Genomic DNA, 15,196 nt, shown 5'->3' with positions numbered 1-15,196 from the left:
TGCTACCCGGTGCAACTGAAATCAAACTGAAAAGTCGACCGGTAACCCCCCATTTTTAACGGGTTGCTGTTTTTCTGGGGAGTTGCCGTTACTGGTACAATCCATGGCAGACTGGCGAAACTTTCCCACCACGAAAAACGGCGCTTACAAATGAAAATTCTGATTGTTGAAGACAATGCGGTACTTGCCAAAAAAATATCGGACTGGCTTGCGCAGGCGCACTACACAGTCGATGTCGCCAAAACCGGCAAAGAAGCAGACTCGTTGATTGAAACAAGCTCCTACCAGGCCGTTATTCTCGATATCGGACTGCCCGATGAAAATGGACTGTCTTTAATGCAAAGATGGAGAAAAAACGGGAAAAAAGAGGCCATCCTTATTCTGACCGCACGCTCCAACTGGACTGAGAGAGTAGAAGGGTTGAACGCGGGTGCCGACGATTACCTTCCCAAACCGTTTGAGTTTGATGAACTGAAAGCCCGGCTCAATGCAATTATCCGAAGGAAGGATGGCAGAACAACAGATCAAATCAGTGTCGACGGATTTCGTCTCAACGCCAGCTACCGAACGCTGACCACGCCCGACCAGAAAGAGTTCAGACTGACAGCCACTGAATTCCGCCTTTTGCAGTGTTTCCTGCGTTCACCAGACAGGGTATTTTCACAGGATGAACTGGTTGAAACCCTCTACAACATTGAAAGATGTCCCACCAGGAATGTTGTTCAGGTCTATATAGCCAGGCTCAGAAAAATAATAGGGGGCAATAAAATCAAGACTTTGCGTGGCCAGGGCTACTTCTTCGAAAAAGATCCTACTGGCTGAACGCCCGAACGAACCAGGTCAACATATGCCAGCTCCAAAGAGTATCCGAAGAACAGCCATTCAGTATGGGGCTGTTTTCAGCCTCGTCTATTTCACCCTGATATTCTTTTCACATGCCTACGTGATAAAACAACTATCGGACGAGTCCAGGAAACAACACCTGAGTAAAGAGCTGGAAAACTTTCAGGCAATCATTGAAGCCGAGTCCCCGACAACTGACGACCTCAGGAACATGATCCATCAGTTTGAAATGCTTCTGGGGCATGCCATCATCATCGAAACGGCAGGCGGGAGCGTCCTGACGGGCAACAACTTTGACCTGAGCCAAATGCAGGGCGTTGTGGATAAGCCCGAGGGTTTTATTCACATAGCGCAGGGCGCGAACACGCTTTTTGGGCTTAGACGTACGTTCACTGCTACTGGAAAGCTGGCCTCAATCACCGTTCTTGAAACCGAGGGGGCGCTCTCTGAACGACCGCTGAAGGCCCACCTGACATTGCTCGGTGCCTCGGCCGTTCTTCTGGCGATACTGCTGGCACTGATTGGAACCACCACACATCTGACGTTAAAGCCCATCAGTAGGATAAAAGAGGACCTGAGACGGCTCCAATCCGGGAAACAAAGTCGTCTGAACCCTCACGTGCCGGAAGAGTTTCGTCCGCTGATCCGGCAGCTCAATGATTTGCTCGAGCTGTCAAACCGGCGGCTGGACCGCCACCGCCGCCTGAATTCCGATCTCTCTCACCTGGTCAAAACCTCCATTTCTGCCAATCTTGCCATTTTGTCGGATATCGATACCTTGCCTCCGTCCCGGGAGGATGTTGTGTTTATGGCCTCTAACTTGCGGGAGCTTGACAAATCCCTGAAATACCGGATGAGCAAAGCAGACATATCAGGCAGACAGATGGGACGGACGTGCATGCCGGTTGAAATCACGGCAAGTGTCATCACCGTTATGGAAAAAATCTTCCCTGACACGGTTTTTCGCCTCCACACCAACTTACCTGAAAACTTCAGCTGGCCAATGGAGCGACAGGATCTTTCAGAGCTACTTGGCAATTTACTCGAAAATGGCGGGAAGTGGTGCCAGACAACCGTCGACGTTACAATCGCCCGCACGTCATCAGGACTCTCCATAGAAGTAGCGGACGATGGCCCCGGAATTTCTCCCGAGGCGGCAGCCACTGTCATGAACAGGGGTACCAGGCTGGATGAAACGGTCGCGGGTTTCGGGCTCGGATTGTCCATCGTGTCCGAGATTGTCGAAGACAACCTCGGACAGATGAACATGGGTACCTCAAAAAACGGAGGAGCCAGCATTGTCATTCTACTGCCACTTCCGGATTAGAAAACCTCCAGAAAGGCAACCGTCGATGACGCAGCGCGGCTTCTCCCATTTTTTACCGTTGGATATCACTCACCTTGGCTCTTGAAAAGCGACCGAACAGAACCGGCAAAACAAAGAGTGTCAGGAAAGTTGCAGTCACGAGACCACCAACAATCACGCTGGCCAGTGGCTTCTGGATTTCCGCTCCCACGCCCGTCGACAACAGCATCGGTATCAAGCCGAGCGCCGAGGTTATTGCTGTCATCAAGACAGGACGTAAACGGGAGACGGCACCTTCAAACACCGCGGCATCCACGTTCAACCCATCCTGTATTCGCTGATTGATGCTTTCGACCATAACGACCCCGTTAAGCACCGCCACACCAAACAGTGTGATAAATCCAACGGAACTGGGCACTGAAAGATACTGGCCGGAGACCCAGAGCGAAAAGACACCACCAATTACGGCAAGCGGCACGTTGACCAGAATCAACAGCGCTTGACCAACCGAACTGAAAGCGAAGTAGAGCAACAGCGCAATCAGCCCCAGAGATACAGGTACCACAATGGTCAATCGTTTCTGAGCTCGCTGCTGGTTTTCGAACTGACCACCAATATCCACCGAATAGCCGGGGGGAAGGTTCACTTCTGACGCGATGGTATCCTGAATATCGGCAACCACACTGCCCATGTCACGACCCTGCACATTGGACTGAATGACCACACGGCGCTGAACGTCGTCGCGGCGCACCTGGGGCGGGCCGGACTCAATAGACACATCGGCCACATCACCGAGTCTCACCCAGGCTCCGGAAGGCGCCTGCAACCTGAGATCAGCAATGGCATCCCGGTCTTCCCGGAAACGTTTGGCCAGGCGCACATAGATATCGTACCGCTCATTTCCGTTGATGATCTGGCCCGCGGCGGCACCACCCAGTCCGTCCCGGACGACACTCATCACATCAGACACGGCGAGTCCGTACCGGGAAAGTGCCTGACGGTCTGGCTGAACCACCAACTGCGCTTCACCGGCAATCTGCTCCATGGCCACGTCCCGGGTCCCCTGAACAGTTCGGACCGCCGCTTCGATCTGTTGGCCTTTCTCGGCCAGCACCTTGAGATCCGGGCCAAAGAGTTTGATGGCCAACTGCGCGCGGACACCAGACAACAATTCGTCAACCCGAGTTGCAATAGGCTGAGAAAAGTTAAACAGTAGCCCCGGGTGCTGTTCGAGCTTCGCCTCAAACAGGGCCTGCAATTCATAGCGATTACTGGCGCTGGTCCACTCGGCTGTTGGCTTGAGGCCAATGTAGATTTCGATGTTGTTGACGGGCTCCGGATCGCCGCCTATTTCCGGTCGGCCCGCCCGGGACAGCGCGTAGGTCACCTCTGGAAACTCCATCAGCATGGCCTCCAGTTTCGGCGCCACTTCAAGCGCCGTATCGAGGCTTGATGAAGGGGCCAGGGTCACCCGGAGGTTAATCGTGCCCTCTTCCAGTTCAGGCACGAACTCCGTGCCCAGTCGTGGAACAATCAGCGCCGCCAGTACAACAAGAACCGCCGCCGCGCCAACAACCACGCGGCTATGCTTCAGTGACCAGGCAAGCCCCATGCGATAGAGCTTTTCCAGGGGTTTTAGAATGAAGCTTTCCCGCTCCCGGATACCCTTACGGAACATGTATGACGCCAGCGCGGGTACAACCACCAGAGCGACGATCACCGCCGACACGATAGCCAGCATGATGCTGATTGCCATTGGCTGGAACAGCTTGGCTTCCACACCTTCGAAGCTGAACAGAGGCATGAAAACGACCAGGATAATCGCCGTCGCGAAAAAAATCGGCCGTGCCACTTCCCGGCCGGCTTCCTGGAGACGAAGGGCAATGCCATGATCATCGTGTGACGCGTCCAATGGATCGGGGTCATCTCCAGCCAACTCATCCCGATGGGCGTCATGCTCAGCATCAGGATGGGTCAGATGCTTGAACATGTTCTCAACCATAACAACAGAGCCATCCACCAGCATGCCGATTGCCACAGCAATACCGCCCAGAGACATCAGGTTGGCCGAGAGACCGAACCAGGCCATGATCATCAGTGCAATCCCGATGGAAATCGGTATTGAAAGCAGCACCAGCGTTGTTGCCCGCAGATTCATCAGGAACAGGGCAAGCACGATCGCAATAAACACAAAAGCCAACAGAAGCGCATTGGTCACCGTCTCTACGGCCTTGGTCACCAGATCCGCCTGGTTGTAATAGGGCTCGAAACGAACCCCACTCGGAAGCGCCTGATTTATGCGATCAACGCGGGCCTCGATGCCGTCGATGGTCGCTTTTGTGTTGGCCCCCATTCGTTTGAGTACAATGCCGGAAACCACTTCACCCAGTTGTTCAACCTGACCGTCTTCACCCTTCCGGGTCATGGTCACCGCACCCTGACGAATCTCAGTGCCCAGCGTCACCTGAGCGACGTCGCTCACGGTCACCGTAATGCCATCACTGGTTTTCACGGGTACTTGTCGGATCTGCTCCAGGCCCTCCTCGCCACTGCCCAACCAGCCCATACCACGGATAACCAGTTGCTCCTGCCCGCGGCCCATGTACCAACCGCCGACATTGGAGTTGTTGTTCTCCAGAGCTTCCATGATGTCGTTCTGTGATAGGTCATAGGACAGCATTCGAGCCGGGTTCAGGTTGACCTGGTACTGGCGAACCTCTCCCCCAAACGACAGGATCTCCGTAACCCCTTCAGCAGGTATCAGCAACAGCTTGACCAGCCAGTCATGCAGGCTGCGTAGTTCCATTGCGTCGTACCCCGAATCCGGGTCCGCTATCAGCAGGTACTGGTAGACCTGGCCGAGACCGGACGTATTCGGGCCCATTTCAGGCACCCCGACGCCATCCGGAATCAGCTCCCGCGCGGCCTGTAACCGTTCGAACACCAACTGGCGCGCGAAATAGATATCCGTGCCCTCTTTAAAGACCACGGTGACACCGGACAACCCGGTTTTGGAGATGGACCGAACCTCCTCGACATCGGGCAAGGCATACATCACCGCTTCGATTGGATAGGTGATCAGTTGCTCGACTTCCTCAGCCGCAAGTCCGGGCGCCTCTGTATTAACAGCGACCTGGACGTTTGTAACGTCAGGGAAAGCATCAAGATTCAATTTTGGGATCTGAAATGCGGCCGTGGAGATAAGCACAGCGAGTGCAATAAGAACCAACAGGCGGTTCTGAACCGCCCAGTCGACTACTCGGTTGAACATAATGGCTCCCGGAATCAGTGGTTGTGCGGATCAAAGCCGCCTTTGGCAATCTCAGAGGCCACAAAAAATGCGCCCCGCAAAACGACTCGTTGGCCCGCAGCCAGGCCGGAAACCTCACGGAGCCCGCCAATTGAGCGGCCCAGTTCCACTTCCACGGGTTCATACTCGCCTTCGGCCTCTTCCACATAGACCGTCCAGTCGCCGTCCGCGCCACGCATCAATGCAGTCTCCGGCACGGCAAGCACCGGCTCGCTGGTCTTAAAACGAAAATACACATCTGCGAACATTCCTGGATGAAAACGATCTTCAGGATTGTCCAGCTCAAGCCTGACAATCCGCGTGCGGGTCACAGGATCAATGGTGTGGGCTTCCTGGGACACCGTTGCCACGCCCACACGACCCGCTGCCCTGACTTCGGCTTCCGCGCCCTTCTCTAGAACAATGTCGGAGCTTGCTGGCAGATGGGCTTCTACCCAAAGCTCACTCTCATCAGCAAGAGTCACCAGCGGCTGGCCAGCCTCAACTCTTTGTCCTTGCTCAAACTCATCGGTCAGTACTGCACCATCCACGCGAGCCCTGAGCATGTATTCACCGAGACTATCCACCCCGCTGGCCTTCAACGCACCAATGTCATCATCGTTCAGCCCGTAAGCAAGCAGAGTCGCCCTTGCTGCTTCAATGTTGGCTTTCGCTGTATTGAACCGCTGATCGCCAACCACGGAACGACCCAGCCCGCTGATTCGCTTCCATTCAGGAAAAGCTTTCCTGTAATCCGCCTGCGCCTGTGCCACCGTCTCACTGAACAGGGTTACCAGCGGCTGGCCCTTGGTTACGTGCTCACCCAGTTCCACGTGACGCCGCAGCACCACTGAGGCAACCCGGGGGGACACGTGATAGCTGGTATAGCCGTTGGTCAGCAGCTCACCGGGAGCGTAGATTTCATAGTCAACGTGCTTGCTTTCGAGGGTTGCTACTTCAATGCCGGCGAGCTCTTTCTGTTTGGCATTGATGCTTGCGGTAGTTGCTTCTTCATGGCCACCGTTCTCGTCTTCGTGGCCGTGCCCCCCTTCCTCTTCATGATCACCTTCCTCCTCATGCTCACCTTCCTCCTCATGCTCACCTTCTTCACCATGATCTTCCTTATACTCGCCCTCCTCACCGGTGACTTCCTGATGATCGTCGCCACTGGCAGCATGATCATGACCGGCTTCCTGATGAGCATCTTCCTCTGCCTGTACAAAAGAAAGTGGGGCTGTAAGCAACGTCAATGCGAATACAGAAATCAGAGTTTTTTTCATAATGAATATCCAGTTTCCAGACTAGTATTGGAAGAGGGTGATCAGTTCGCCAGACTGACTCAAGAGCTCAATCAGACCCAGTTGCGCCAGCTTTTCCAGTTCAATACCGGTTTTCAGGCTCTCCGCGCGCTGGCCCAGCGCCTGGAGATACTCGGAGGTGGAGAGGTCGCCGACCTGCCACTGCTTCTCAAGCAAATCAGCACTTCGCTGTACACGCCCCTGGGAGAGTTCTGTCCATCGACGAAGTTGGGTGTCGTATCGCTTCCAGGCAGCTCGGGCGCCCGCCAGATCATACTGCTGCTTCCGATAAAGTGCCTGAAACCGAGCTTCGGCCTCTAATGATCGTCGGTTGGCAGCTTGGATTTCGGCACGGTAGTTATTACGGACATTCAGAGGGATCGAGAACGTCAGGCCAACCAGGTTCTCACCGCCATCACGCCCTCCGCTCAGCCCGACCGTGGGAGATGCCGCCGCTCTGCGACTGACCACCTCGGCTTCGCTCCGCAACACCTGCCACCTCGCGCGGGCAGCAGCAATTGACGGATGATCCAGCAAATTGTCGTTATCGACCCTGGAAGCAAGAGCCGGCCAAATGTGCCCGGGGATCCCCCCATCCTGAGGCCGCCAATCCGGCAGAAGCTCTCTGACCCGGGCTTGCGCCTGATCAACCGCAGCCTTTGCCTGGGCGAGTTCACTGAGCTGCTGAGAAAGGCTTAAAAAAAGCAGCTCTGCATCGGTACTCCCCAGGTCGCCCGCCTGCTGGCGTTGCTCAACCTGCTCCAGCAAGGCATCCAGACGGTGTTGCTGGGATTCCGCAATTTCTTCGGCACGCGTCGCCGCGCGCCACTCGACAAGCGCAAACAGCGACTCGGACGTTTGTGCCAAAACCGCCTCGTTCAAATCAGCTTCAGCGGAAAGCCTGATCAGCTTTGCCTTGTCCTTTAGCGCACCCTGTTGATCAGACCAATCGATCGTTTGTGATAGCCCTGCCTCAAAGTTGTTTTCACTGCCCGTTCTGTCTGCTCCAACAGACAGCTCCGGGTTATACAGCGGTTGTTCGCTTGCCTCAGCATCCGCATCCCGGGCTGCCGCCTGCTCTGTCGCCGCCATAACATCCGGATGTTTGCTTATCTGGCCAGTGAGCCAATTTGTCCAATTCACAGTCTCCGCTTGACCGAACAGAGGAATGGACAATAGTACTGAACACAGCAACGCTCTGGGCGAGTGCTTGCTTGCCTTCATCGACTTTCTCCCGAAGGGGTAAATAGCCACAATTCATGGGCGCGAGGCGTCCATGACAAGGTAGGAACAGGCCAGGATAGTAAGTGAAAAGGTTGAAATGAACTTGAATTCGAAGCGTCATCCACAAAAGAAACCGCCCTCCAACTCCACCAGCATTCCCGGACTGTCCTTTTGACGGACAAAATGAGTACCAAAGACTTATGTTTCTGTAGCGCTCAGATCAATAGCCTGTCATTCGATGCCCCTTACTTTCCGTCACTTCTTCAAGGTGATCTATGTCTCGAGCAACGAATAACGCAGGCGCACCGCGCCACGGATTCAAACTCAAACTGGCTTTCCTGGTTCTGTTATGGCCCCTCACGGTCAAATCAGAGCTCGCAGTCGATGAAATTTACTCCCCCCGGGTAACTGCGGGGGATCTCGAAATCGGAGTGGTTGGGGCGTTTCTGGACAGTGAGGGGAGCGAAATTGACAACCTTCGTGCCGATCAGTGGGAGGTGGGTTACGGGCTATCTGAACGCCTGAGCGCCGAACTTAACTTCAACGCAATCAAGAGACCGGGGCGAGCGTATTCACTTGAGGAATACGAAATCGAACTGATTGGAAACTTTTTTCAAGACACTGAGAGCGCTGCGGGCTTGTTCATTGAACTGTCAAAAGAACATGGCCAAAAAGCCGGTGGAGTGACCCTTGGGTCACTTTACGAGAGACAGCTATACGCGCATTACAGCATCCTGACGAACCTTCTGGTTAGCCGCTCATTTGGCGAAGACGACGAGCAGCTTGAGCCCACTGGCTCATTACAGTTCGCCTACACGAAGTCTGACACGTTTCAGCCAGGGCTGGAGTATTACGGGGCCGAAAACAACCATTTGATGGGACCTGCCATCCTGGCTGAGTTCAGAATGGGTTCCAGTATTCTGGAACTCCAGGCGGGCGTTGCATTTGGCCTCACTACGGACTCAGACGATATGATCTATCGCTGGGAACTGGAGATAGAACTGTGATGGCGGCCCGCAACCAAAAGCCGCAGAACCGCCATCCAGTTTCCAGAGCACTAGCTTGAAGCAGGCTCCAGTGCACTCTCACCGGTTTCGCTGTCCTCGATACGAACAGCCCGAACCAGGCGGGATACAAGTACCTTGCCGTCACCCGGGTGCCCATCCTGGGTTCTGCCCGTTCTGACAATGAGTTCCACAACTTCACCAGCGACATCATCGGTCGCTACGTCTACTTCCAGCTTGACCATCTTCACTTTCTCCAGAGGCGACTCATCGCCGACCAGATGACCAAATTCGCTGAGAGGCACGACAGCAATGCTTGTCACGCCCTTGACTCTGGCCAGAGCATCAACCACATGCTCTGCCATAACCTCTCTGACATAAGCCTTTATTTCATACATAAGCCTTCTCCTGCCTATCAGACTTCAACGTCACGACGTTCGGATGCAAACCACTGATACACGCTGGGCAACACTACCAACGTCAGCAACGTTGACGTGATCAGACCGCCAACCACAACCGTTGCCAGTGGCCGTTGGACATTAGAGCCAATGCCATCGGCCAGCAGCAGGGGAATCAGCCCCAGAATAGCCACAGAGGCGGTCATCAGAACCGGCCGCAAACGGCGTTGAGCACCCAACTTGACTGCTTCAATGACTTCGTAGCCTTCGTCCCGCAACTGATTGATGTAGCTCACCATCACCACACCGTTCAGTACGGCTACGCCGAACACCGCGATGAATCCCACGGCAGCGGGCACAGAGAGGTAAAGCCCCGTCACAAACAGCGCGACAATGCCACCAGTAACCGCAAAGGGCACATTCATGAAGATCAGCGCCGCATAGCGAAGACTACTGAATGCCGAAAAGAGAAGCAGGAAAATAAGCGCCAGGGTAATGGGCACAACGATCGCCAGCCGCGCCATGGCCCTTTCCTGGTTCTCAAACTGACCGCCGAACTCCACGAAATACCCCGGCGGCATGTCCACTTGCTCCTCGATCCGCTTGCGCAAATCCTGAACAACACCGCCCATATCGCGACCACGTACGTTCATCTGCACGTACTGTCGCCGACTGGCATTGGAGCGCGAAATTTTCTTGGGGCCAGCGTACATTTCAACATCGGCCACCCGTGAAAGCGGGATGAGCTCGCCACTATTACCCCGGAGGGGAAGCTTTCTGATTTCATCGATGGACCCGCGATAGGACTCTTGCAGCCGGGCGAAGATCTCAAATCGCCGGACACCGTCGAAGACCAGCCCCGCGCCTTTACCGCCAATCCCGGTTTCGACCGTACTCATCAGGTTATCAATGCTGATGCCAAACTGCGCCAGCACTTCACGGTCGGGGCGAATAACGATCTGTTTTTTACCTGCGCTCTGCTGAGCGCGCACATCCGTTGCCCCCGGCACATCATTCGCCAGGGCCGCCACTTCCTTGCCGATCCGGCCCAACTCGTCGAGGTCGTCGCCGAAAATGCTGGCAACCAGTTGCGCCTGAACGCCTGAGAGGAGTTCGTCGGTTCTGAGCTGAATCGGTTGTGACAGATTGTTGGCAAGCCCGGGAACCCGCTCATCCAAAGACTCCGCAATCCGGCTCTGAAGGTCCTCATAGCTCACATCTTCTCGCCACTGATCCAGAGGCTTCAGATTGACGAGCGTCGCGACAACGTTCACGGGTTCAGGATCACCGCCCACCTCGGCACGACCGATCCTGGCATAGGTGCCGGTGACCTCTGGAAATTCATCGACAACGGACTGAATCCGTTTGCCATACTTGATGGCGGATTCAAGACTGGCTCCAGGAGGCAGTGTCGAGCGAATCTGGAACGTGCCTTCCCTGAGCGTGGGCACGAACTCGCTCCCGAGATAGGGAAACAGCAGGAGACTGCCGGCAAAGGCAATGACGGCCACGCCCATTACAATTTTAGGGGCTTTGACGACAGTATTCACCACCGGCTTGTATAGCCGGTTCAGGAACAGAACCAGCTTCGGCTCTTTGTGTTGTCCACCCATCTTGAATGACAGCGAGGCCAGAACCGGCACCAACGTCAACGCGAGTAACAGCGCACCGATCAACGCAAAACTGATGGTGTAGGCCATGGGCGAAAACAGCTTGCCCTCAACGCCCTGCAGCGTAAACAGCGGCAGAAAAACGATAATAATGATGCCAATGGCAAACACAATCGGACGAGCCACTTCCCGGGCAGATTCACCTACAAGCCTCAGAACACTGACCTTTTCCTCTGATCGTTCTTCCAGATGTCGGAAGATGTTCTCTATCATCACAACGGCGCCGTCCACCATCATACCGATGCCGATAGCCAGCCCCCCCAGACTCATCAGATTGGCGGACAGGCCCGAAATCCGCATCGCAATGAATGCGAAAAGCACAGACAACGGCAAGGTCGCCACCACGATCAGTGTGGAACGTATATTTCCGAGGAACAGATAGAGGAACACCAGCACCAGAACCGAGCCCTCAAGTAATGCTTTCTCGACAGTGCCTATGGCCTTGCCCACCAACTCCGCCTGGGAGTAATAAGCCTCTATTTTCAGCCCTTCGGGAAGTGACTTGTTCAGATCATCGATTTTTGCGTTGACGTCCTCGAGTACCTGACTGGTGTTGGTTCCGATCAGCTTCATCACGTAGCCGCCCACGGACTCCTCGCCCGAGGACACCTCCGCGCCGCGGCGAATTGCCGGTCCAAGGCTAACCTCTGCCACATCCCTGACATAAATAGGAGACTCTCCCTCACTCTTGGACACAATGATGTTCTGGATGTCCTCGATGCCCTCGGTACCTGAATTAACCCAACCGTAGCCGCGAACTATATACTCTTCACCTCCTCGCGTAATGAAAGAGGCGCCGACGTTCCGATTATTCTGGGTGAGGGCGCCGCGAACGTCAGACACTGTCAGGTTCCTTGCCTGAAGCTTCTGCGCATCGATATTGACCTGATACTGTTTTACCTCGCCGCCGATGGACAGCACACCGGTTACACCCGGAACGGTTCTGAGCTGGGGCTTGACAATCCAGTCCTGGATCGTGCGGATTTCCTGCAGGCTGTATTGATCCTTATCCTCAGCTTCCAGGGAATACATCAGGATGCGCCCAAGACCGCTCGCTATGGGCCCGAGTTCCGGCTGCCCCATCCCTTCGGGAATCTGGCGCTTGGCCTCGGAAAGCCGTTCGTTTACCAGCCGCCTGGCGAAGTAGATATCGGTGCCATCTTCGAAATAGATGGTCACCCGCGACAACCCGAAAATCGACGTGCTCTGCACTTTTTCCAGCTTGGGAATTCCATACATGCTGATCTCAACGGGATAGGAAATCAGCGTTTCGATATCAACCGGCGACAGACCAGGACTGGTGGTAAACACCTGAACCATGGTCGGCGTCGCGTCCGGAAACGCATCCACCGGCAGTTTTTGAAATGAAAATACGCCGGCAACGATCACGGCGATAGCAAAAACAAGCGTCATCAGACGATTGTTCAGCGCATAATTCACAATTGCGTTGATCATGCTCCCCCCGGGGTTTAGTGTCCGTGAGCGGCGCTGCGGCCACTGGCGGTAATGGCCGACATCAGATCAAAAGCGCCTACTGAAACCACTTCCGTGTTTGCGCTAATGCCGGACTTGATCTCGATCCAGTCGTTTGCCTCCTTGCCAAGCGTGACGGGAACCGCCTTGTAAGCCCCTTTCTCATCGCCCGGAACAAACACAACGGAGTCATCGCCAATGGTTTGAACCGCATCATCCGGAACCAGCGGCAGTGAGGCCTCCGATTCCGTCATGATTCTGGCCGTGGCATAGGTATTCGGGCGAAGGTCGCCTCTGGGAGACTCCAGCACAACGCGAACCGGGATGGTGCGGGTCTTTTCATCGAGCATGCTCGACACCCAGGATACCTGCCCACTGTGAAACCGGTCAGAACTTGAATCCCTGGAGGAAATCTGAACCTCGTCTCCCGTTGAAATCTGGTCAATATCGGATTCGGACACCTGAAGAATGGCCCACAACACCGAGGCATCCGCCACGATGAAAGGCGTATCCGACGGACTCAGCGTTTGCCCCAGACGAACATGCATCTGCTCGACACGCCCCTCAATGGGTGAGCGGAGCGCGTATTGCGCCAGCCCCCCACTGTCACCTGACGACTCGCTGCCGTAAACCGCCAGTTGTTCCCGCACGGAATCGTACTCCGCTTTTGTTTCAAGAAAGGCAGCCTTGGCATCCAGGAACTCTTCTTCACTGGAAATACCCTGTCCCTGCAACTCCCTTTCACGATTGTAGTCAGACTCGGCCGCTTCTTTGCGGGCCTCCAGCGAGATTAACCGGGAGCGAATCCGGGCCAGCTCCACACTGTTCAGGGTTGCCAGTAACTGCCCCTTATTGACACGATCCCCCAGATCAACCGCCAACCCTGTCAGTTTTCCCTCCAGCAGCGGACCAACCTCGGCCACGCGGTCCGGCACATACTGAATCTCGGCAGGTGCCGTAACAATTGCGCCAGCGCGCCCCTTGGCAGCCGCCACAGTCTGAATCGACAGTAACTCTGTCTGCTCCGGCGTCAGATGGATCTGGCGGGACTGGTTTTCCTCTCCGGCATGCTCGGCTTCTTCATTTTCGTGCTGGTCACCCTCGGCTTCTCCGGCAGCGTATGCCTGCTGCAAGCTCAGAGCGCCGACAACTATTAACAGTATCTTCAGATTGCGAATCATTCATTCACCCTCAATATTTAGAGAACGGTACTAAGAGAACGGTCAATTTTGAGTTTCATACCCTCAGGAACCGGCTGACATCGACAGAGCACCTCCTGTGCTTATCTCCAGCGCCCGGACGGCATCGATATAATCATTCTGCGCCTGAACGTATTCCTGCCTTACCGACAGGAGATTGTCCTGTGCCGCCAGAACATCCGAGGCACCGACCTTGCCCGCCCGAAGTGCTTTCTGCATCAACTGTAATGTTTCCTCTGAACGCTCCAGGATCGACTCGTTCATCTGGCGCAGCCGAACGGCGGTGGATTCGTACCGGGCCACAGCTGACACAACCTGACGCTCTGTAGCCAGGCGCAAGGCCTCTGCCTCAAGCTCGGAGGTTTTCAGCCGCGCAGCAGCTTGTCTCTGCTCACCGGAATAATCATGAAAAACGGTCAAAGGCATCGACACCCCTGCACCGAAAAGGTTGGAGCCTTCCTCACGATCATAAAATCCGAAGACTTTCAGATTTGGAATCGTCAGGCTTTTCGCAACTTCAAGGCCAGATTCATCCGCTGCAATTCTGGCGGCCGCCGCTTTCAGGTCCGCTCTCTGACTCTGTGCCATCTCGACAAGCTGGCTGGTCGGAGGCAGGTCTTCGAGCGTCACATCAAGCTCGCCGGTCACCCCAACGGCATCGGAGGGGGACACCCCGAGCACTTCGGTAAGGTCAATTTTTGATTGCTCGAGCTTTTGTTCCGCCGAGGCTTTTTGATTCCGGGCCCTGGCAAGCCCAATGACTGCGGTATTGAGATCAATCCGGGTTTGTTTACCCTGTTTTACGGACATTTCAACCAGGTCTTTGGTGCGTTGCATAAGTTCAACGGCACGGGTTGCGGTTTCCAACTCTTTCTGAGCCAGCAGTATCCGGAAATAGGCGGCCCGCACCCGCGCCTTGGTGGCTACCTTCAGGTATTCAAGCTCCTGTTGCCGGGACGTGAGATTACTCCGGGCACGCGACTGCCCAAGGTCGCCGCGATTACCCATCCAGATCTCCTGAGTAACCCTCACCCCATATTCCAGGGACTCGTCGGCCTGATCCGGGGCCTGACGGGCCCCCAACTCAAACTCTGGATTGCTCGGCGCCCAGCGGCTGGCATGATCAAGCTGTCCCTGCTGTATCGAGACCGCGGCCCGCCTCAAAGCCAATACCGGGCTATTCTCGAAAGCCATCACCATGGCCTGGTTCAGGGAAACAGCCTGGCTGGCTTTGGCCTGCTGATATTCTTTCAGCGACACACTCTCTTTTGCCTGGGCCGACACCATAGGAGAGACGGCCAAGGCTCCCGGAACTATCATCGCGCACAACAACAATCGTTTGTTCATTCAGTATCATCCTGGCTGTTTGACTGAGGTCAGTGAGTCAGCATTTTTGCGTGGGAATCTGGAACGACCTTACAGACAAACCTTTAATACAGTTTGAAATTCAGGCACCGGATAAGAAATGAGCTTTGGCGGCAGGGGGGGGCAG

At 55.1% G+C, this 15,196-nt stretch carries 10 protein-coding genes; 3 read left to right on the top strand and 7 right to left on the bottom strand.

Annotated features, from left to right (window positions below; all coding sequences use genetic code 11):
• The first annotated feature begins 150 nt into the window (after positions 1–150).
• Both ABJM11_RS10760 and ABJM11_RS10755 read left to right on the top strand, forming a co-directional pair.
• Positions 151–822: a response regulator transcription factor gene (locus ABJM11_RS10760; protein ID WP_104270570.1), complete on the top strand. Its 672-nt coding sequence runs from the start codon at positions 151–153 to the stop codon at positions 820–822.
• A 25-nt stretch (positions 823–847) separates the two neighbouring features.
• On the top strand, positions 848–2,170 hold the full coding sequence (locus ABJM11_RS10755; RefSeq protein WP_199451741.1) for an ATP-binding protein: 1,323 nt from the start codon (positions 848–850) through the stop codon (positions 2,168–2,170).
• A 52-nt stretch (positions 2,171–2,222) separates the two neighbouring features.
• Here ABJM11_RS10755 and ABJM11_RS10750 read toward each other — a convergent pair whose 3' ends face one another.
• From ABJM11_RS10750 to ABJM11_RS10740, 3 genes are read right to left on the bottom strand one after another with little or no spacing between them, the layout of a single operon-like run.
• Complete coding sequence (locus tag ABJM11_RS10750) at positions 2,223–5,420, bottom strand: CusA/CzcA family heavy metal efflux RND transporter (protein WP_348292728.1); 3,198 nt, start codon at positions 5,418–5,420, stop codon at positions 2,223–2,225.
• A 14-nt stretch (positions 5,421–5,434) separates the two neighbouring features.
• Entirely contained in the window at positions 5,435–6,718 is a 1,284-nt protein-coding gene (locus ABJM11_RS10745) for an efflux RND transporter periplasmic adaptor subunit (RefSeq protein ID WP_239286573.1), read from the bottom strand.
• 21 nt (positions 6,719–6,739) lie between these two features.
• Positions 6,740–7,879 carry a TolC family protein gene (locus tag ABJM11_RS10740; RefSeq protein ID WP_227513165.1) on the bottom strand — a complete coding sequence of 380 codons (1,140 nt, stop codon included), beginning with the start codon at positions 7,877–7,879 and terminating at the stop codon, positions 6,740–6,742.
• 356 nt (positions 7,880–8,235) lie between these two features.
• Between ABJM11_RS10740 and ABJM11_RS10735 the strand changes: the two genes are divergently transcribed.
• Positions 8,236–8,967 carry a hypothetical protein gene (locus ABJM11_RS10735; protein ID WP_041333833.1) on the top strand — a complete coding sequence of 244 codons (732 nt, stop codon included), beginning with the start codon at positions 8,236–8,238 and terminating at the stop codon, positions 8,965–8,967.
• Positions 8,968–9,017: 50 nt separating this feature from the next.
• Here the strand turns inward: ABJM11_RS10735 and ABJM11_RS10730 are convergent, their stop codons facing one another.
• The 4 genes from ABJM11_RS10730 to ABJM11_RS10715 all read right to left on the bottom strand — a co-directional run bounded on the left by ABJM11_RS10730 (position 9,018) and on the right by ABJM11_RS10715 (position 15,051).
• On the bottom strand, positions 9,018–9,362 hold the full coding sequence (locus ABJM11_RS10730) for a P-II family nitrogen regulator (protein ID WP_053113976.1): 345 nt from the start codon (positions 9,360–9,362) through the stop codon (positions 9,018–9,020).
• A 17-nt stretch (positions 9,363–9,379) separates the two neighbouring features.
• Positions 9,380–12,487: an efflux RND transporter permease subunit gene (locus tag ABJM11_RS10725; RefSeq protein WP_036208660.1), complete on the bottom strand. Its 3,108-nt coding sequence runs from the start codon at positions 12,485–12,487 to the stop codon at positions 9,380–9,382.
• 14 nt (positions 12,488–12,501) lie between these two features.
• A complete protein-coding gene (locus tag ABJM11_RS10720) occupies positions 12,502–13,686 on the bottom strand; it encodes an efflux RND transporter periplasmic adaptor subunit (RefSeq protein ID WP_036208657.1) in 1,185 nt (394 codons plus the stop codon).
• Between the two features lie 63 nt (positions 13,687–13,749).
• The gene (locus ABJM11_RS10715) at positions 13,750–15,051 is read right to left on the bottom strand and encodes a TolC family protein (RefSeq protein ID WP_036208654.1); all 1,302 of its coding nucleotides are present in this window, start codon (positions 15,049–15,051) and stop codon (positions 13,750–13,752) included.
• Between the last annotated feature and the right edge of the window lie 145 nt (positions 15,052–15,196).

Origin of the sequence: Marinobacter sp., from assembly GCF_039977835.1 — a bacterium.
In the GTDB taxonomy this organism is placed as follows: domain Bacteria; phylum Pseudomonadota; class Gammaproteobacteria; order Pseudomonadales; family Oleiphilaceae; genus Marinobacter.
The sequence above is the reverse complement of the archived record's forward strand: the minus strand, read 5'-3'. Positions and strand labels throughout refer to the sequence as shown.

Coding starts and splice junctions, on each gene's coding strand:
- ABJM11_RS10755 (WP_199451741.1), top strand. CDS start 848: ATGCCAGCTCCAAAGAGTATCCGAAGAACAGCCATTCAGTATGGGGCT.
- ABJM11_RS10750 (WP_348292728.1), bottom strand. CDS start 5,420: ATGTTCAACCGAGTAGTCGACTGGGCGGTTCAGAACCGCCTGTTGGTT.
- ABJM11_RS10730 (WP_053113976.1), bottom strand. CDS start 9,362: ATGTATGAAATAAAGGCTTATGTCAGAGAGGTTATGGCAGAGCATGTG.
- ABJM11_RS10745 (WP_239286573.1), bottom strand. CDS start 6,718: ATGAAAAAAACTCTGATTTCTGTATTCGCATTGACGTTGCTTACAGCC.
- ABJM11_RS10715 (WP_036208654.1), bottom strand. CDS start 15,051: ATGAACAAACGATTGTTGTTGTGCGCGATGATAGTTCCGGGAGCCTTG.
- ABJM11_RS10725 (WP_036208660.1), bottom strand. CDS start 12,487: ATGATCAACGCAATTGTGAATTATGCGCTGAACAATCGTCTGATGACG.
- ABJM11_RS10720 (WP_036208657.1), bottom strand. CDS start 13,686: ATGATTCGCAATCTGAAGATACTGTTAATAGTTGTCGGCGCTCTGAGC.
- ABJM11_RS10760 (WP_104270570.1), top strand. CDS start 151: ATGAAAATTCTGATTGTTGAAGACAATGCGGTACTTGCCAAAAAAATA.
- ABJM11_RS10735 (WP_041333833.1), top strand. CDS start 8,236: ATGTCTCGAGCAACGAATAACGCAGGCGCACCGCGCCACGGATTCAAA.